Genomic DNA, 19,611 nt, shown 5'->3' on the forward strand with positions numbered 1-19,611 from the left:
CCCTCAAGTCGCGCCATTCTAGGCATCAGCCGTGATGCCCGCCTCAAAGCCTGGAGAGCCTTGCAGCGGAATGCTTTGATCTTGAGAACGTCCTCTGCTGTCGCTTGACCGGCGTAAATCCAGTTCAATCTCAGCGGACTTGTTATTGCGTGACACATCAGACCATTGGTCTCCGGCATTCATGGATATAGTTTTCCGAGGCAAGCGGCTCAGTCGTATTACCCGGTATCGTCTTCCCTTTAACCGTAAGGACATCCGCTGATGCAACTCCCCAGCTTCAGATGGGCTCAACCGATCATTTGAGTCAATCCAAGGGGCCGGCATTCCATGGTGATTGTCACGATTATAGAGTATCTTATGTCATGCATACCCGGTGTGTGACAATCGCCCAGCCCGATTCAGCGGCGGGCTGTCAGACGGCGCATTTCGTCGACGATTACGTTGGCGGAATCAGGCTTACCAAGTTTGCGGGACTGCTCGGACATTCCCTGCTGCACCCGGATATCACCCATGATTTCCTCAATCGATTCATAGAGACGTTTCCCTGACAGATCCTTCTCCAATATGACTTTGGCTGCGCCAGCCTTCTCTAGCTGTCTCGCATTCGCCTCCTGATGATTGTTGGTGACATTCGGGGACGGAATCAGAATCGACGGTATCCCCAGGGAAGTAATTTCAGCCAGGAAGGATGCTCCCGCCCGGTTGACGATCAAGGATGTGGCTGCCAGCACTTCCGGCATATTATGCACATACGGAAGCACATGCAGATGATTCGGCATGCTACCCAGCTTGCTACGGATATCTTCCCGCGTCTTCGCGAAATAATTTTCCCCCGTGACGTATACAAAATGAATATGCTTCAGACGCTCAAGCTGCGGTGCCATACCGATCATGGCGTCATTGATGGCCTTGGCTCCGCGGCTGCCTCCCACCACAAGCACGACCGAGCTGTTCATCGGAATACCCAGTGAAGCAAAGCCGCGCTCCTTATTGGCGGTTTGTACCGTTGTCGCCCGGGGATTTCCTGTATAAATGACTCGTTTGGCCTTCGGGAACGAGCGCTCCGAGCCTTCGAAGCTGACGGCAACGGTGCTGACATACCGGCTCAGGAACTTATTGGTCAAGCCCGGAATGGCATTCTGTTCATGGATGATGCAGGGTATGCCAAGCTTGGCTGCTGCGTACACAACCGGACCGCAGACGTAACCGCCGGTACCGATCACCACATCCGGTTTAAACTCGGCAAGCATCTGTTTGGAGGTTTTCACACCCTTCAGGAAACGCATGACGGTTTTAATATTTTCTGCGGACAGCTTGCGGCGAAAGCCGGTGATGTCAATGGATTGAAATGGAATGTTCTCCTGGGGTACCAGCTTGCTTTCCAAGCCTCTTGTACCGCCGATATATAAAAAAGTAGAATCAGGATCTTCTGTTTCACACTGCCTCGCAACGGCAACAGCCGGATAAATATGCCCCCCGGTGCCACCGCCTGTTAGAACGACGCGCATGCTGATCACCTCGCATAACGTGATAGATTAAGTAAAATGCCAAGAGCCGTCAGCATCAGCGTAAGCGATGAGCCGCCATAGCTGATCAGCGGCAGCGTAATGCCCGTAACCGGCATAAGCCCGATCACGACGCCAATGTTGATAATCACCTGGACCGCAACCATGCCGACGATCCCAACCGCAAGCAGGCTGCCGAAACGGTCGGGAATCGTCATCGCTACACGCATGCCCCGCCATACCAGAATCAAAAATAGCAACAGCACAATCAACCCGCCAATGAAGCCCAGCTCTTCGGCCAAAATAGAAAATATGAAATCCGTCTGAGGTTCCGGAACATAGCTGTACTTCTGACGGCTCATTCCGAGACCCAGACCGCCAAGCCCTCCCGGGCCGATGGCATAAAGAGATTGAATGATTTGATAGCCTGCCCCCAAAGGATCAGACCAAGGATCCAGAAAAGCGGTAATCCGCTTCAAACGGTAAGGCGCCGCTAAAATAAGTCCGACAAACCCGGCTGCCCCGGCAAGCCCCAGCATCCCCAAATGTCTCAGACGAGCGCCGGCCGTAAATACGATCATCATCGCAGCCCCCATCATGACCGTTCCGGTTCCGAGATCGGGCTGCAGCATGATGAGGCCGAATGCCAGTCCCATCAGACCCAGCGGCGGCATGAGGCCTTTGCCGAAGGACGTAATGTCCCACTCCTCGCTGCTCAGCCATTTGGAGAGGAACAGAATCATCCCGAGCTTCATAAACTCGGAGGGCTGAATGCCAAAGGAGCTGATGCCAAGCCAGCTTCGCGCACCTCCGCGTACAACCCCGACTACCGGAATCAATACGATAACCAGCAGGGCGAAGCAGACGATCAAGGCGATGTTCGCATATTTTTTCCATACGCGAAAATCGATGCTTGCCGTAAAAAACATGGCAACGAGTCCCAGGACGGCAAACAGCAGCTGACGTTTTACGAAATAAAAAGAATCACCATAATCGTGAAAGGCCAGCACCGAGCCGGCGCTGTACACCATGACCATGCCGATTGTGAGCAAACCCATAATGCAGAGAAAAAGCCACAAATCCGGCGCCGGGCGTGTCTTGTTCATGAAGAGGCCACCTTTTGCAAAAAAGTAGGGGCTTATCCACCCCCCTACTTAAAGATTATGCACCGCCTCTTTAAAAATGCGTCCACGCTCCTCATAAGAGGCAAACATATCCCAGCTGGCGCAAGCGGGAGAAAGAAGCACGATATCCCCTGGCTCTGCGGCGGCTGCGGCTTCCTTTACGGCAGCGCGAAGCGTGTCGGCGGCGTCCTCTTCATTATCGACGACGACAATGTGCTTTAATCCGGCCATTTCCGACACCTTGGCAATTTTTTGCGCCGTTTGGCCCAAAGCCACGACAGCCTTGACCCGTTCGGACAGCACCGGCAGCAGCTCCATATAATCCGAACCGCGGTCGAGGCCGCCGGCAATCAATACGATTGGCTGATGGAAGGAAGTCAAAGCCATGGTGGTTGCTTTGGAATTGGTCGCTTTGGAATTGTTGTAAAAAGCGACGCCGTGAAGATCCATTACATATTCCAAACGATGCTCCACACCGTGGAAGGAGGACAATGGACCGCTCAAGCGATCGACAGACGCGCCGGCAGCAATGGAAATGGCGCAGGCGGCCGCCGCGTTTGCGATGTTAAAGCGACCTGGAATACCGACTTCCTCCACAGGGATGATATCTGTAACCCGCCCTTGCTCGTCACGATATACGATTTTTCGAGGAAGGTTATCCTCTGTATCCGCAACATAAGGGGGGGTGACATAAACGCCTTCTACCAGTTCTTCGTTTGTCGAAAAAGGCAGCAGCTTGGCCTTGATATAAGGTACCAGCTCGCGGCAGGTCGAATCATCCCAATTGAGGACTGCGGTATCTCCTTCTCCCATATTGGCAAACATTTTGGCTTTGGAAGCCACATAGTCTTCCATGCCTCCATGATAATCCAGATGCGTTTCCGCCACATTCAGCAAACAACCGATCCGGGGTCTGAATTCCTCAGTCCCTTTCAGCTGGAAGCTGCTCAGCTCCGTAACCATCCAATTGCCGGCATCGGCATTTTGGGCAGCTTCGCAAAGCGGAGTCCCGATATTCCCGGCCACGATGGGACGCATCCCGGCTTCTTCCAGTATGTTCCCTACCCATGTCGTCGTTGTCGTCTTGCCGTTGGAACCTGTAATCCCAATAATGGGGGCGCTGCAGATATGATAGGCGACCTCCACCTCGGTCACGACTTCGATTCCCAGCTCCAGCGCCTTTTGCACAGGCTGAACCTTGTATGGGATACCCGGATTTTTAACAAGCAGAGAAATACCGGGATGAACCAGATGATCCGGGTGTCCGCCGCAAATGACGGTGATTCCCAGCGACTCCAGTTCCCCGGCTTCGGGACATTGATCTCTGTCTTTCTGATCGTTAACCGTTACAATCGCACCATAGCTGTGCAGCACTTTGGCGACTTGTACACCGCTCTTGGCCAAACCCAGCACGATGACTTCGTGATCCCTGTAAGACTCTGGATGCTTCATCTTCTACAACCCCTTGTTCAAGTAAAGTCCAATACCCGCCAGGACGATGCCCACGGCCCAAAACGTAATGACGACGCGCCATTCGGTCCAACCGGACAGCTCAAAGTGATGGTGGATCGGACTCATTTTAAATATCCGCTTGCCTCTTGTTTTAAAAGAAGCGACCTGAAGGACGACAGACAGCATTTCGATAACGAATACGCCGCCGATGACGAGGAACAGCAGCTCGCTTTTCGTTACGATCGCGATCGCCCCGATAGCGCCGCCGATGCCGAGCGATCCCGTATCGCCCATGAATACTTTGGCCGGATGCGCATTGAATACCAGAAAACCAAGCACCGCTCCGATCATGGCAGCAGCACATACCGCTGCGGACAGCGAAGTCGCCTGCATGGCCACGAGCGCGAACGCTGCAAACGCGATGGCACTGACACCCGAGAGCAGTCCGTCCAAACCGTCCGTGAAATTCACTGCGTTGCTGATCGCAAGCATCATGACCACGATAAACGGATAATAGAACCAGCCGCCCCAGTCAAAGGACCAGGAAGTGCCGGGGACGTGAATCGCCGTGCTGTGACCGTTCTGAATAAGCAGCACGCACATGATGGCGGAAAAGAGCAGCTGGCCGATCAGCTTCTGACGCGCGGTCAGTCCAAGCGAGCGCTTGAATACGATTTTGATATAATCATCGAGGAATCCGATGAGACCAAAGCCGAGTGTTGCGACAAGCAAAACATAAAAATCCGTATTTATGACTGAAAATTTCAAGAAAGATAACGTAAACGCCAAAATAATCACAACGCCGCCCATCGTGGGCGTACCGGCCTTTTTCAAGTGGCTCTGCGGTCCGTCATCACGTACCTGCTGTCCAAATTTCATGCGCCTCAAAAGCGGAATAAGCAGCGGAGCCGCAATGACAGCCAGAATAAAAGAAACCCCTATAGTAAGCAGCAATAATTGATAGTCCATGGATTCACCCCCTCCGTATGTTTAGTTATGCAAGTCTTCTTTGACAAGAGCATCCACGATTTCTTCCATTTTCATACCGCGCGACGCTTTAATCAGAACGATATCCTTGGGATTCACCTGACCGGCGAGATGGGAAGCCAATTCCTTTTTATCTGAAAAATGATACACGGGCAGCTCCGGACGTTTGATCCGTGCAGCCTTCGCCGCCTCTTCCGATAGCGTTCCATACGTATAGAGCATATCCACTTTGCCGTCAGCCGCGTATTCGCCGACTTCCGCATGGAATTCGCGTTCCTTCGGTCCGAGCTCCAGCATGTCCCCGAGCACGGCGATTTTATGGCGATGGCCTTTCAGGCTGTCCAGCACATCGATCGCCGCTTTCATGGATAATGGACTGGCATTATAGGCGTCGTTCAACAGCGTCAAGCCGCTCGGAGCCGTGATTTGCTCGATGCGCATGCCCGTCAGCTGCAAGCTTGAGAGCCCCTCGGTGATTTTGTCCTCGCTGATGCCAAAATAGCTTGCTACGCCAAGCGCGGCCAGGCAGTTGATCACGTTATGCTGACCCAACAGAGGCAGCTCGAGACCTTTATCCGGATGTAGATGCGAAGTGAAAATAATGCCTTTACTGTGGAACATCATGCCCGTCGGATAGTCGTTGTTTATGTTCTGATCCATTCCGAAGGTAAACGTCTTAAGCCCTTCAGGCTTCACGGTATCCGGCTCGCCGAGCACAAGTGGAATCAGCGGCTCGTCACCGTGGTAAATCAGCAAACCGCCAGGCTGCATCCCGCTGATGATTTCCAGCTTGGCGCGGGCAATTTCATGCCTCGATCCGAGCTGCAGCAGGTGGGCTTCGCCGATATTGGTGATCACGGCCACCTCCGGACCCGCGATGGCTGACAAGGTCTCGATCTCATGGCGTCCGCTCATGCCCATCTCCAGCACGGCAATTTCCGTATCCGCCGGCATGTCGAGAATCGTCAGCGGGAGTCCGATATGATTGTTGAAGTTCCCTCCGGTCTTATGAACCTTAAAGGTGGTTCCAAGCAATGCGTACACCATATCCTTCGTCGTCGTCTTGCCGTTGCTGCCCGTAATTCCGACGACGCGGCAGCCGACTTCAGCCAGATAGGCTTTAGCCAATGCCTGCAGCGCAATAAGCGTGGCCTCGACGACAATTACAGGACCTTCAGGCGGTACACCGCGATCCCGCTGCCAAAGAACGCCGCAAGCACCGCCTTCAAGCGCGGCAGCAGCATAAGCGTGGCCGTCGAATTTCTCTCCTACGAGCGGAACGAACAATCTGCCGCTGACCAGCTTGCGGGAGTCCGTAAAGACGCCGTTCATCCGTATATCATAATCATGGTCATGTAGCAGGCTTCCCCCGCACATGACCGCTACTTCGCCGAGCTTTTTCGTAATCACTTGTTCATACCCCTTATCGCTTCTTTAGCCACGATCCGGTCATCAAAATCATGTTTCGTATGGCCGAGGATTTGATATGTTTCATGACCTTTCCCCGCAATCAATACTACATCGTCCGGGCTTGCCATTTCAATAGCCTTTTGTATGGCTGCCCGCCGGTCCACGATCAGCTGATATTTGTCTTCCGGAACGGAATCCTCCAAGAGACCTGCCTCGATGTCCTTCAGAATCAGATCCGGATCCTCGGTGCGCGGGTTATCAGATGTCACCATGACCAAATCACTGTATTTGGCCGCTATTTTGCCCATGATTGGACGTTTGGTGCGGTCGCGGTCGCCTCCGCAGCCGAAAACGGTGATCACCCGGCCCTTGGCAAACTCATTCACGGTCTTCAGCACATTTTCAAGACCATCAGGCGTATGGGCGTAGTCCACGATAACCGCAAACGGCTGGCCCTCATCGACGGATTCGACCCGGCCGTCGACGCCAGGCACCGATTCAAGGCTTTGCTTGATGCTGTCCAGCTCCAGTCCCTCGAGCAGTCCCGCCGTAATTGCAGCCAGAGCATTGTATACATTGAATTTGCCGACCATTCTAAGCTGGATGTCCGCACTGCCTTTGAACGTGTCCACATGGAAATGCGTTCCCTGCGCGGTGATGGAGATTTCCGATGCGCGGACATCGGCCTTTTCGTCCAAACCGTATGTAATGACTTCGGCGGCAGTGACCTTGGCAAAATATTGCGATGCTTCGTCATCGAGATTCAGCACAGCGTATTTGCGCTGACTTTTTTGATGAGAGAATTTATTGCCGAGCCGCGAGAAGAAAAGGCCTTTTGCCGCTCTGTATTCTTCCATCGATTTATGATAGTCCAGGTGATCCTGCGTCAAATTCGTGAAAATTGCCGTGCGGAAATCCGTGCCTTTAACACGCCCCTGTTCCAGTGCATGAGAGGAAACCTCCATGACGCAGCATTGCACGCCACCCGCCGACATATCGTCGAGGGAACGCTGCAGCTCCAACGCTTCCGGCGTTGTACCGGACATCGGAAACGTGCGGCCGCCATAGCGCATTTGAATGGTTCCGATCAGTCCGGTATTCACCCCATGGTCATTCATCATTTTTTCGATCAGGTACGTCGTGGTCGTTTTCCCGTTGGTACCCGTCACGCCGATCATCTTCATATGCGAGCTCGGAGATCCGAAGAACGCGTCCGCCATTACCGCCATCGCGTAGCGGCTGTCTTTGACGATCACCTGCGGAAGATCGATATCGAGCTGGCGCTCGACGACGAGCGCTGCCGCTCCTTGTTCAGCTGCCTTTAGGGCATAATCATGTCCATCCACGGTATATCCGGGTAGACAGATAAACAGGTCGCCCGGAGCTACCTTGCGCGAGTCGGTCTGAAGACCGGTGATGGTAATATCCCCGTTTCCTATGATTTGTGCAATTGTTAGTGTTGAAGCCAACTCGTTCAGTTTCATAACTTATCCCTCGCTCTAGTTCTATTATCGTCCATTGCTGCGATTTAAGTCTTAATCCGGTGCTTTATTTGAATCCGTAGGCTCGGGATCAGCGCCCATATAAATGCGGATGGTCGAGCCCCGTTCCACGCGGCTTCCCGCTTTGGGCGCCTGGCTGATCACCGTATTGCCGGTACCGGACTTCGCCAGCATGAAGTTCATGTTCATATCCTCGTACAAGTCCTGAACGGTAGCGCCGACCAGATCGGGAACGGTCACGATCGGCGTGTCGCCATACTTATATACCTTGGGCAGCTGATCCTTGCGCGGAGGTACGTTCAGCACCTGAAGGGAATCCTTCAAAATGTTCTGTACGATCGGCGCAGCAACAACGCCCCCGAATTGAATGCCTGCAGGATTATCCACTGCGGTATATACCACGATCTGAGGATCATCCGCCGGGGCAAAGGCAATAAACGAAACGATATGCTCCGTTGCGGAATAACGTCCGTTGACGACGATCTGCGCTGTACCGGTTTTGCCGCCGACGCGATATCCGTCAATGAAGGCAGGCCGGCCGGTACCGTTCGCCACGACGCTTTCGAGCGCTTCCCGGACTTGCTTGGATGTTTCTTCCGAAATCACCTGTCTGACAAGCTGCGGCTTATTCTCACTCACGGTTTCGCCCGTGTCGGGATTAACCCATGCCTTGGCTACATACGGCTTATATAGTTTACCGCCGTTGATCGCAGCCGATACCGCTGCCACCTGCTGAATCGGGGTCACCGATACGCCCTGTCCGAAAGCAGTGGTGGCCAGTTCCACCGGACCTACCTGGGACGGCTTGAACAGGATTCCGTTTTCCTCTCCGTTCAAATCGATCCCGGTTTTGGAACCAAAGCCGAAATCGCGGATATACTTGAACAGCGTATCTTTTCCTAAGCGGTTACCGAGCGTGACGAATCCCGGGTTGCAGGAGTTTTCCACCACCTGCAGGAATGTTTCACTGCCGTGACCGCCCCGCTTCCAGCATTTCAAGTTTGCTCCGCCGATTTTAATATAACCCGGATCATAAAATTGCTCGTTCTTGAGATCCACCTTCTTTTCCTGCAGCGCCGCGGCAAGGGTAATGATTTTAAAGGTCGAACCTGGCTCATACGTCATCCAGATGGGCAGGTTGCGATTGTATACTTCCGCTGCGTACTCCTTATAATTGCCCGGTTCGTATCCGGGCCTGCTTGCCATGGCGTAAATTTCTCCCGTCTTGGGATTCATGGCGATAGACCAGGCGCCTCTGGCCTGATATTGAACCATCGCTTGATCAAGCTCGCGTTCCATAATCGATTGAATGGATTTGTCGATCGTCAGCTCCAGATTGAGCCCATCCTTCGGAGCGTCGTATTTCTCCGACGAACCCGGCATGAGGCGCCCCCCTGCATCTGACAGATAGGAGATGCTGCCGTTGATCCCCTGAAGCATGCTGTCGTATTTCTGCTCAACGCCAGTCAGGCCCTGATTGTCGATCCCGGTAAAGCCAAGAATATGACTCGCGAGATCCCCATAAGGATAATACCTCTTATTGTCCTCTGCAACAACGATACCCGGCAGATTTAAATCACGAATTTTCTGAGCAAGCTCCATCGTAATTTTGCGTCCACCGGGCTGAAGTTTTACGTTTGATTGCTTTTTGGTAATCGTCGCTTTGATTTTCTCTTCCGTCATGCCGAGCAGCGGTGCCAGCAGCCGGGCCGTTTTGTCCGGATCCTTGATCTGTACGGGAACGGCCATAATCGTCGGTGAACTGATGTTGTAGGCGAGCGCAGTACCGTTGCGGTCCTGAATTTCTCCCCTTTTGGCCGTGGAGGGAATCTCCCTGCGCCAGTTCTCCTCCGCTTTGGCGGACAGCTCCGCTCCCTTGCCCAACTGAACATATGCGAGCCTTACTATTATAGCAACAAACAGCAAGCAAAGTACGAGCAAGCTCGCCAGAAGTCTCCGTCTGCGCGTCACGTTCGAAACCTTCACTCTAATTCCTCCCTGCTTATCCTGAAATCATGACCGTTATTCCTATCATGGTATTCGGGACAAACAGGGGATAGAACAAGCTGTTTATTGATCGTTGTTTTTGCCGTTGGTTTTGCCGGCGGTAGATTGACTGCTAGCGTCTGCGTTTCCGGAGTCGCCGCCTTTGTCCGCGGAGTCCCCCTTCGAATCAGAAGTGCCTGCATCGGGTTCGTTTGCTGGCTTTAAAGTCAGCTGTACGACACGCTTGCCGTCCTGATTCGTCACCTTCTGGCTGGATACATATCCTTCCCCGCTGACGTTCACGGATAGTTTCATGAGGGTCAGCACATCCAGCGCATCCCGCAGTGATTCGCCCGTCAAATCGGGAACCTCCATCGTCTTGTCCGTTTCGGTCAGCAGGTAAATCCGCTGGCCCGGACTCATCGGGGTTCCTTTTGCAGGAAACTGCTTGGTAATCGTGGCCCCTTTGCCGATGGTGTCGAATGCGATGCCCGATTTCAGCAGCTGTTTCTCCGCATCCTTGACGGTTTTGTTGACGAGGTCCGGCGCGGGCGGGCGGTTCTGTGCCTGAATGGCGCTGTTTTTACTGTCGGTTTCTTTCGCTTTATCCTTATCGTCCTTCGTCAAGGTTCTTGGCACGCCCATGTACTGCAGAGACTGCTCCACGATCTTTTTGAAGACCGGGGCGGCTGCCGTACCGCCGCCGACCGTTGCGCTGTCAGGCTGGTCAATAATGACGAGCACAGCGATCTTTGGATCGTTCACCGGCGCATAACCGATAAACGATACAACGGATTTGGAGTAGTCATACTTACCGTTGATTACTTTAACAGCCGTACCCGTTTTCCCAGCTACGCGATACCCGTCAATATAAGCCTTTCTACCCGTACCGATGACTTGGTCTGCAACAACTTGTTCCAGGTATTCACCCGTTTCCTTGGCCGCCGCTTGGGAAATGACCTGTTTTTTGAACTCCGGTTTCGTTTCCGTGGTCACTCCGGTGTTCGGATCCGTCTTTTCCTTGATCACGTGAGGCGTCAACAACTGACCGCCGTTCGCAATGGCACTGATCGCGGCCAGCTGCTGAATTGGCGTCACCTCGACCCCGTGACCGTAGGTTGCGGTAGCCGTCTCGACGGGTCCCGGCAGATAGACCTGCTTGGATATTTCTCCAGGAAGATCGATGCCGGTCTTTTTTCCGAAACCGAAATCGGTAATGTATCGGATTAACTTTTCTTTACCGAGAAGCTCCGTTCCCAGCTTTACGAAAGCCACGTTACTAGAGTGTTTAACCCCGTCAAGATAAGAGATTTTTCCCCACCCAGATCTGTTGATGTCATGCAACGGTGTGTGTGTGCCCTTAACGATGATTTGTCCGGATTGGTATTTATCGTTCGGATTGAAGACCTTTTCCTGCACGGCTGCGGCCAGCGTCACGATCTTGAACGTGGATCCTGGCTCGTACAATGACTTCACGGCATGATTGACGAAATTCCCGTAATCCTCCTGTTTGACTTCGTTATACTTATTCGGATCAAAGGTCGGGAGATTCGCCATCCCCAGAATATCCATCGTTTTCGGATCGGCCGCGATGACCGTCATGCTGATCGGCTTATACTCATCGTACGCCGCTTTCATGGCATCTTCGATATAATACTGGATCGTGTCGTCGATCGTCAGCTTGTAATTCATACCATTGACAGCCGGCTTATAGACTTCTTTGCCATTCGGCAGTTTATATCCCGAGGCATCCGTTTCATAGTTTAGCTTGCCTGGCGTGCCCGCCAATTCCGTATTCAGCATCGATTCAAGTCCAGCAATGCCTTTACCGTCCCGGTCCGTATACCCCAGCACATGCGCGGCCAGGGATCCTTGCGGGTAATAGCGTTTCGATTCCTTAATGGTATCTAGTCCGGTTTCCTGGATCTTCTTCTTATTCTTGAACTGCTCTTTTAATTGATCGTTCAACTTGTCGACCTGCGCCTTTTTGGCTTCGTCGATCTTCCAGCCCTCGTTGCGGACTTCCTTGCTTTTGGCGTATTCTCCGGTTTTGCTATCCTTGGCGTTCACCAGCTTACGCAGTTCTTCGACATCCTTGCCCAGGATTTGATGCAGACCCTGCACCACCATCTCCTCAGTTCCGTTGGCATGAATGACCTTCGGACTGATGACGACGGTATAGGCGGGCGCATTAATCGCCAGCGGATCGCCGTTGCGGTCCAAGATCGTCCCGCGTTCAGCCGCAATGTTCGAGGCTTTGGCCCAGCTCTTCATCCCTTTATCATGCCAGGTGCTTCCCTGGACGATTTGAAGGGTAAACATGCGGATGAGCAGAACGACAAAAAGGAGGGTGATGAATCCTCCTAGAAGCAGTGTGCGAAGTTTTATTCTTTTTACCATGCTTCAACCCTCACAAACCTATTTTTTTGCGGTTTCCGACTTCGTGCCGGTTTCTGTCGAATTCGAAGAGATTTTCGAGCGTTCCACGTTGATCGATTCCCCCGTCGGTTCCTGGTACCCCAGTTGGATCGCTTTGTCCCGGACACCGTTCAGCAGCTCCTGTTTTTGAACCGTCAGCTTTTTGATCTCCGCATTAGACTTCTTGATCTCCCTTTCGACGGTTTGCGTTTCCTTGTTCAGCCCGTATATGTTCGCGTTTTGCCAGATGATCAGGCTCGCTACCATGACGCATGCCACGATCGTCAGCAAATACAATAGCTTCTCTTTGATCGGAAGATATGTACGGCGGGTAACCACCATCGTTTTCTCCCGATAGCCGGGAGAAGTGCGTTTTGCGGGCTTTTGTTGTTCTTTTACTGCCAAGTTACCTCGGGTGTAGGCCATGTCCTCTTCCCCTTCATCGTAGTTTTGCGCTTGATCAACGCCAGATAATATTGCGACGTTTATATTTTCTCCGCGACCCTCAGCTTCGCTGAACGGGCACGTGAATTAAGGGCCAGTTCCTCTTCCCCCGCAACAATCGGTTTACGGTTCACCAGCTTAATTTCGCCTTTGCCTCCGCAGACGCACATCGGAAAATCCGGAGGACATGTGCATCTGCCAACATAACTGTTGAAAATCTGCTTGCAGATCCGATCCTCGAGCGAATGAAAGGTAATGACCGATACTCTTCCTCCCGGTGCCAAACAACGTACGGCTTGATGAAGCGCTTCTTCGAAAGCGCCAAGCTCGTCGTTCACCGCAATGCGCAGCGCCTGAAAGCTCCGTTTCGCCGGATGTCCGCCGGTTCTGCGGGCCGCTGCCGGGATACCTTCCTTAATAATATCGACAAGCTGTCCTGTCGTTTGAATAGGTCCCTGCTCCCTGTGTTCGAGGATGCATTTGGCGATGCGGCGGGAGAACTTCTCTTCGCCGTACTGAAACAGCACCCGCGCGATTTCCTTTTCCGGCCATTCATTTACGATATGCCATGCCGTCAGCTCGGAGGATTGATCCATGCGCATGTCCAGCGGCGCGTCATGATTATAGCTGAATCCCCGCTCCCCCTCGTCAAATTGCGGCGATGAGACGCCCAAATCGAATAAAATGCCGTCAACCTGCGGGATTCCGTCCTTCATCGGAACAGCCAAATCCCTCAAGGTTTCCTCCAGTTGACGGAAATTCGTTTTGACCAAGGATACCTTGTCCGCGTACGGAGCCAGTTTTTCCTTGGCATGATTCAGCGCCCAATCGTCCTGATCCAGCGCAATGAGTCTGCCATATTCTCCAAGCTTGGACGCGATCAGGGAACTATGCCCGGCCCCGCCAAGCGTACAGTCGACATAAATGCCGTCTCGTTTGATGTGCAGCCCTTCTGTCGCTTCTTCTTTAAGCACCGTGATGTGATGAAACAAGCTGCAGCCCTCCTAGACTTATTACAATTCAAAGTTAAAATCAACCAGCTTCTCGGCAATCTCGTTAAAAGCCCCTTCAGACTGCTGGAAATACGTCTCCCAGGTATCCTTGCTCCAAATCTCCACGCGATTGGATACACCGAGCACGACGCATTCTTTGTCAAGCTTGGCATATTGGCGGAGATTCCCCGGTAAATTTACCCTTCCCTGTTTGTCCCACTCGCATTCCGTCGCTCCCGAGAAAAAGAAGCGTGTGAACGCGCGGGCATCCGACTTCATGAGCGGCAGCGACTTCAGCTTCTGCTCCAGGATGCTCCATTCATTCATAGGGTAAACGAAAAGGCACTGGTCGAGTCCGCGGGTGATGACAAAGGATGAGCCTAATAGCTCCCGGAATTTAGCAGGAATAATCAAACGGCCTTTATCGTCGATGCTGTGTTGAAACTCCCCCATAAACATTCGGCCACTCAACTCCTTAACCCTAAATCCCCACTTTGCACCACTTTCCACCACTTAAGGATACTAGATTCGCCACCCAAAATCAAAATCCTGCATGCCAATTGTGTTTTTTTGGATATCTTCCAAAGGCATTCGATCCAATGACAGCACGAAACCCCTTGATCCGTAAGGAATCAAGGGGTTTTTCGGAAAGAAATAACAGACCAAAAATTACCTTCTATTCATGACCTGTCCAGCTGTCCAAATATTCGATCTGTGCCGGGCTCAGTGCATCGATCTGGATGCCAAGGCTTTCCAGCTTGTAGCGTGCCACCTGCTGATCGATTTCAAGCGGCACGTTCAGTACTTGGCCGCCGATGGTTTCGTAGTTATCGTTTACGTATTTCAAGGACATGGCCTGCAGCGCAAACGTCATATCCATGATCTCCGCCGGATGTCCGTCTCCCGCACCCAGGTTTACCAGGCGCCCTTCAGCCAGAAGATACACTTTGCGGCCATCCTTGAGCGCATACTCCTCAATGTTGCGGCGGACGGTGCGGATCGAAGCGGCACGGCTGCCCAGCTCAATCTTATTCACTTCCACGTCAAAATGTCCGGCATTGCACAAAATGGCTCCGTCCTTCATCACGTCGAAATGCTCTCCGGTAATGACGTCGCGGTTACCGGTCACGGTGACGAAGAAGTCGCCGTGCTTCGCGGCCTCGACCATCGGCATGACCTCGAAGCCGTCCATATGCGCTTCGACGGCGCGGATCGGATCCACTTCCGTTACGATGACCTTCGCTCCGAGCCCTTTGGCCCGCATCGCAACGCCTTTGCCGCACCAGCCATAGCCGACCACGACCGCCGTTTTGCCTGCCACGACCAAATTCGTCGTGCGATTCACCGCATCCCACACGGACTGGCCCGTTCCGTAACGATTATCGAACAAATACTTGCAGTAAGCATCATTTACGGCTACCATCGGCAGCTTCAGAAGCCCTTCCTTTTCCAGCGCCTTGAGACGTATGATGCCTGTTGTCGTTTCTTCCGCACCGCCGCGGATCGTCGCCAGCAGGTCGGGACGCTCGGAATGCAGAATCGTTACCAGATCTCCCCCGTCGTCAATGATAAGATCGGGCTTCGTCTCCAAAGCGCGAATCTGAAGTTCCTTGTATTCCGCCGGGTCAGGGTTGTACTTCGCCAACACCATCACGCCGTCCTCCACGAGCGCCGCACACACGTCATCCTGTGTGGAGAGCGGGTTGCTGCCCGTAATGGTGACTTCAGCACCACCAGCCTGAACGACCTTTGCCAAGTAGGCTGTTTTGGCTTCCAGATGCAGCGCAATGGTTACCTTCAATCCTTTAAAAGGCTGCTCCGCCTCAAATTGCTTACGGATTTGGTTCAACACGGGCATATGTGCCTCAACCCAATCAATTTTCAGATGCCCTTCCGGAGCCAAAGACATATCTTTGACTACGCTGTTCTTTAATGACAGTGTGCTCATCAAAAGCCTCCTTTTCGTATTCGTTACATTTCAACGATTTGATGCTCGGGCGTGTAGCGTCTACAGCTTCCGAGGATATCGAGAATCCAACCGAAGCCGTAACGGTTTATATAGTAGAAAACATTGAAAACTCTCTCCTGCGGTTTTCCCATCGGGAACAGGGACACGCCAATATGATCCCATCGCCGCAGTGCCGCTTCATGCTGCTTTTCCAGCGCCTGCTTGGTTTTGCGCTCCAGGTAGGAAATCTGCTCCAGGATTTTGTCTTTGTTCTTCTCGCCGAGCGGGATTAGACCATGCTGAATGGTGCCAAGCTCGCGGATCAAAGGCTCATACAGCTTTTCGAAAGCGCTGCGGGTTTCTTCGAATCTCGGCTCGATATGCAGGTCAGCCTGAGCATTCAGCCAGCTTTGGCGGGCGTCGTCCAACCGGTGCTGCACGTCCTGGAAGGAAAGATTGAAATGCTCCATGTATTTGCGCAGCGTTCCGTTCACCAGTGTAAAAGACATCCGGGGCAGCAGGATCGGCATTTTCAGCCCCATCACAGGAAACGCGTCCTTCGTGATCGCCCAATATGAGATTTCGCCTTGCCCGAGCACGGAACCGAGCACAGGCAGCAGGGATTCCTGCATCAGCGGGCGCGTCAGCACGTTATTGCTGAAACGTTCCGGGCGCTCCTGGAGCTCTTTCAGCAGCGCTTCACGGCTAAATTCAACGATGCCTTTCCGATCCGTGAAGCTTCCGTTTTGCTTCTGCAGAAGCAGTCGGTTTCCTTCATAGATATAGAATAGATTCGCTCCATCCGCCGTTACGTCCGCCTGCAGCGGATAGCCCTTTGAGGTTATGCGGGAGGCTGTCTCCTGATAGGTACGGCCGAGCTCGTCGTTGTGTTTGATGATCCGCTCAAAGACGGGAATCTCCAGCGCGCGCAGCGCGGGGTCGGCCGAATCCAGAAGAATCAGCCCCAGCTCTCCGAAGAGACGGCCCAGGAGCTTCGCGAAGGCGTCGCTCAAATTCCCGGATTCCTCGGCAGCCTGATGGAGCAGCTCCAGGATGGCGGGCTTGTTCTCGCTGTCGGGCAGCAGAGATGCCAAATGATCGATGGACTGCTTCCACTGCTCGGGGGACACCTGGATCCGGCTGACGGAGTTCCGAGGTCCCGGGGCCGCATCCATCTTGATTTTCTTCACCTGTAATTCCGGTGTCATGACATAGGTATGATTGACCTCATCCCAGTCATGATCCTCGCCGGCGATCCAGAATACGGGCACAACCGGACGCTGCAGCTTCTCCTCGGCTTCCTTCGCCGCCAAAACGATCGTCAGCGCCTTATAGACGACAAGCAGCGAACCGGTAAACAGTCCGCTTTGCTGTCCGCCAACGATGCTAAGAGTACCTTCCTGCGCAAGCAAATCCAGCGAGTTATGTACCTCTTTGTAGTCGTTATGCCTGCTATTATATTGTCTTAGACAGTCTGTCAGCGCTTTTCTGTTGACGCGGGTTCCTTCCGATTCGTCAAGCCATTCTGCGCGGCTCCGCCAGGATTCCTCAAGGCGGAAATCGTCGCCGTATAATTCCTGGACCTGCGCAAAACGGTTTATATAATCATCTGCAAGAGCGGAACCGCTCTTCAGCGAATCTGAAACAACATTCATGAGGTCTGCCTCCTATTCTGTACCTGTTCAAATCGTTTACGTGCTGCCTAAACCTTGGCCAATCGCCACATAAAAATCTTTCTTGATTGTAACTAAAGTTAACTCTGCCGTCAAAGCAAAACAGGCGAAGATGAATGGTTCGACGGCAAATGCTTCAAAATCGGTTACAGTTTAATAATTATAACTCTTCCCGTATCAGTATGCCATGCCCAAACGAAAAAAACCGCCGGATCAACCGGCGGTCGCTTATTTCAGGTTTTATGCATATGGGGCGGCAACCCAATGCCCCGGGGAGACTTCGACCAGTCTCGTATCTTCCTGCACGATCGCGTTTCCGTCCTTTGCCGAATGGATCGGGCCGGAAAGCTCGTCATCCATGAGAATCCGCTTTTTGTTCTCCTCAATTTCCGGATCCGGAATCGGGATCGCCGAAAGCAGTGTCTTCGTGTAAGGATGAATCGGGTTCGCGTAAAGCTCATCGCTGTCGGCAAGCTCAACCATTTTGCCAAGGTACATGACGGCAACGCGGTCGCTGATATGCTTAACCATCGACAGATCATGCGCGATGAATAAATACGTCAGACCGAGACGGTTCTGAAGATCCTTCAGCAGGTTGACCACCTGCGCCTGGATCGACACGTCGAGCGCGGAAATCGGTTCGTCGCAAATGATGAATTTGGGATTCACCGCAAGCGCGCGGGCAATACCGATCCGCTGGCGCTGTCCGCCCGAAAATTCATGCGGGTAACGCGTGGCATGGTCGGGATTCAAGCCGACCATGTCGAGCAGCTCTTCGATGCGCTTTTTCCGTTCCTTGCGGGTGCCGGCCAGCTTATGGATATCCAGCGCTTCACCAATAATATCCGAAACGGTAAACCGCGGATTCAGCGAAGCGTACGGATCCTGGAAGATCATCTGCATATCGCGGCGCATCGCTTTCATTTTATTAGGCGACAGCTTATAGATATCGGTGCCATTGAAGCGGACGCTGCCCGCGGTCGGCTCGTACAGCCGGAGAATGGTGCGTCCTGCGGTAGATTTGCCACAGCCGGACTCGCCAACCATGCCCAGCGTTTCGCCTTCACGGATATAAAAATTAATGTCATCGACGGCTTTCACGATTTTGCCGCCGCCTACATTAAAATACTTTTTTAGTCCTTCAACTTCGATCAAATGGTTGTCTTTCATGACGAATGAACCTCCTTCGCCATCTCATGCAGGTTCCAGCAGCGGGCCGTATGGGTATCGCTGAATTCCGTGGTACCTGGGTTGAGGCGTTCGCAAACTTTCATCGCCTCGTCGCAGCGTGCGCAGAATGCGCAGCCGATCGGCGGTTTGATCAAATCAGGCGGTGTGCCGATGATCGGGATGAGAGGCTCATCCTTCTTCTGATCCAGGCGCGGCATGGAACGAAGCAATCCTTTGGTGTAAGGATGCTGAGGATTTTTGAAAATCTCCCATTTCGTTCCGGTCTCTACCACTTCGCCGGCGTACATGACGATGACGCGGTCACACATGCCCGCAACGACGCCAAGGTCATGGGTGATCAAAATAATGGATGTTCCGAATTTTTTCTGCATGTCTTTCATGACGTCCATAATCTGTGCCTGAATCGTCACGTCCAGCGCCGTCGTCGGTTCATCGGCGATCAGTAGAGCCGGATTACATGCCAGCGCGATTGCGATCATGACGCGCTGGCGCATACCGCCGGAGAACTCATGCGGATACTGCCCGAAGCGTTCTTCCGGATTTTTGATGCCGACAAGCTTCAGCATCTCGATACCGCGCGCTCTCGCATCGGCCTTCGACATGTTCTGGTGCTTCATCAGCACTTCGGTAATCTGTTTACCCACTTTAATGGTTGGGTTGAGCGAAGTCATGGGATCCTGGAAGATCATGCCGATGTCTTTACCGCGGATATGCTCCATCTCTTTGTTGCTCTTTTTCAGGATATCCTGACCCTGAAAAATAATTTCACCGCTCTTGATATGGGAAGGCGGCGATGGAATGAGGCGCATGATCGTCTGGGCGGTAACACTCTTACCACTTCCGGACTCACCTACGATCGCCACCGTTTCTCCCTTGCCTATTTCAAAGTTCATGCCGCGGACGGCTTTTACCTCTCCGCCCTTCACATGAAAGGATACTTGCAGGTCTTTGACTTGTAAAATCGGTTCCATGATCTCAC

The 19,611-nt window shown here is 52.8% G+C and carries 16 protein-coding genes; all 16 read right to left on the minus strand.

All coding sequences use genetic code 11. The features are described 5' to 3' along the window. Nucleotides 1-18: 18 nt before the first annotated feature. Nucleotides 19-183 carry a hypothetical protein gene (locus PCH05_RS07090; RefSeq protein ID WP_164766574.1) on the minus strand — a complete coding sequence of 55 codons (165 nt, stop codon included), beginning with the start codon at nt 181-183 and terminating at the stop codon, nt 19-21. A gap of 215 nt (nt 184-398) precedes the next feature. Beyond that, on the minus strand, nt 399-1,508 hold the full coding sequence (gene murG, locus PCH05_RS07095; protein ID WP_127601672.1) for an undecaprenyldiphospho-muramoylpentapeptide beta-N-acetylglucosaminyltransferase: 1,110 nt from the start codon (nt 1,506-1,508) through the stop codon (nt 399-401). Between the two features lie 5 nt (nt 1,509-1,513). Beyond that, on the minus strand, nt 1,514-2,611 hold the full coding sequence (gene spoVE / locus PCH05_RS07100) for a stage V sporulation protein E (RefSeq protein WP_127601673.1): 1,098 nt from the start codon (nt 2,609-2,611) through the stop codon (nt 1,514-1,516). Nucleotides 2,612-2,659: 48 nt separating this feature from the next. Beyond that, the gene (gene murD / locus PCH05_RS07105; RefSeq protein WP_127601674.1) at nt 2,660-4,081 is read right to left on the minus strand and encodes a UDP-N-acetylmuramoyl-L-alanine--D-glutamate ligase; all 1,422 of its coding nucleotides are present in this window, start codon (nt 4,079-4,081) and stop codon (nt 2,660-2,662) included. Between the two features lie 3 nt (nt 4,082-4,084). Next, a complete protein-coding gene (gene mraY / locus PCH05_RS07110) occupies nt 4,085-5,050 on the minus strand; it encodes a phospho-N-acetylmuramoyl-pentapeptide-transferase (RefSeq protein WP_127601675.1) in 966 nt (321 codons plus the stop codon). Between the two features lie 21 nt (nt 5,051-5,071). Beyond that, a complete protein-coding gene (locus PCH05_RS07115; RefSeq protein WP_127601676.1) occupies nt 5,072-6,478 on the minus strand; it encodes a UDP-N-acetylmuramoyl-tripeptide--D-alanyl-D-alanine ligase in 1,407 nt (468 codons plus the stop codon). Continuing rightward, on the minus strand, nt 6,475-7,962 hold the full coding sequence (locus PCH05_RS07120; protein WP_127601677.1) for a UDP-N-acetylmuramoyl-L-alanyl-D-glutamate--2,6-diaminopimelate ligase: 1,488 nt from the start codon (nt 7,960-7,962) through the stop codon (nt 6,475-6,477). The genes PCH05_RS07115 and PCH05_RS07120 overlap by 4 nt, the downstream gene beginning before the upstream one ends. 51 nt (nt 7,963-8,013) lie before the next feature. Then, complete coding sequence (locus PCH05_RS07125; RefSeq protein WP_127601678.1) at nt 8,014-9,966, minus strand: stage V sporulation protein D; 1,953 nt, start codon at nt 9,964-9,966, stop codon at nt 8,014-8,016. A gap of 84 nt (nt 9,967-10,050) precedes the next feature. Next, complete coding sequence (locus PCH05_RS07130; protein ID WP_127601679.1) at nt 10,051-12,366, minus strand: penicillin-binding transpeptidase domain-containing protein; 2,316 nt, start codon at nt 12,364-12,366, stop codon at nt 10,051-10,053. Nucleotides 12,367-12,384: 18 nt separating this feature from the next. Then, entirely contained in the window at nt 12,385-12,789 is a 405-nt protein-coding gene (locus tag PCH05_RS07135) for an FtsB/FtsL family cell division protein (protein WP_127601680.1), read from the minus strand. Nucleotides 12,790-12,869: 80 nt separating this feature from the next. Continuing rightward, nucleotides 12,870-13,820, minus strand: a complete 951-nt coding sequence (gene rsmH / locus PCH05_RS07140; RefSeq protein WP_127601681.1) for a 16S rRNA (cytosine(1402)-N(4))-methyltransferase RsmH — start codon at nt 13,818-13,820, stop codon at nt 12,870-12,872. Nucleotides 13,821-13,841: 21 nt separating this feature from the next. Next, nucleotides 13,842-14,279: a division/cell wall cluster transcriptional repressor MraZ gene (gene mraZ / locus PCH05_RS07145; protein ID WP_127601682.1), complete on the minus strand. Its 438-nt coding sequence runs from the start codon at nt 14,277-14,279 to the stop codon at nt 13,842-13,844. Between the two features lie 217 nt (nt 14,280-14,496). Next, a complete protein-coding gene (locus tag PCH05_RS07150; protein WP_127601683.1) occupies nt 14,497-15,768 on the minus strand; it encodes an adenosylhomocysteinase in 1,272 nt (423 codons plus the stop codon). Between the two features lie 23 nt (nt 15,769-15,791). Then, nucleotides 15,792-17,423 carry a bacillithiol biosynthesis cysteine-adding enzyme BshC gene (gene bshC / locus PCH05_RS07155; RefSeq protein WP_127601684.1) on the minus strand — a complete coding sequence of 544 codons (1,632 nt, stop codon included), beginning with the start codon at nt 17,421-17,423 and terminating at the stop codon, nt 15,792-15,794. Nucleotides 17,424-17,681: 258 nt separating this feature from the next. Next, the gene (locus PCH05_RS07160) at nt 17,682-18,611 is read right to left on the minus strand and encodes an ABC transporter ATP-binding protein (RefSeq protein WP_127601685.1); all 930 of its coding nucleotides are present in this window, start codon (nt 18,609-18,611) and stop codon (nt 17,682-17,684) included. Further along, nucleotides 18,608-19,603, minus strand: a complete 996-nt coding sequence (locus PCH05_RS07165) for an ABC transporter ATP-binding protein (protein WP_127601686.1) — start codon at nt 19,601-19,603, stop codon at nt 18,608-18,610. The genes PCH05_RS07160 and PCH05_RS07165 overlap by 4 nt, the downstream gene beginning before the upstream one ends. Nucleotides 19,604-19,611 lie beyond the last annotated feature (8 nt).

The sequence above is a fragment of the Paenibacillus chibensis genome, assembly GCF_004001045.1.
In the GTDB taxonomy this organism is placed as follows: Bacteria; Bacillota; Bacilli; order Paenibacillales; family Paenibacillaceae; genus Paenibacillus_AQ; species Paenibacillus_AQ chibensis.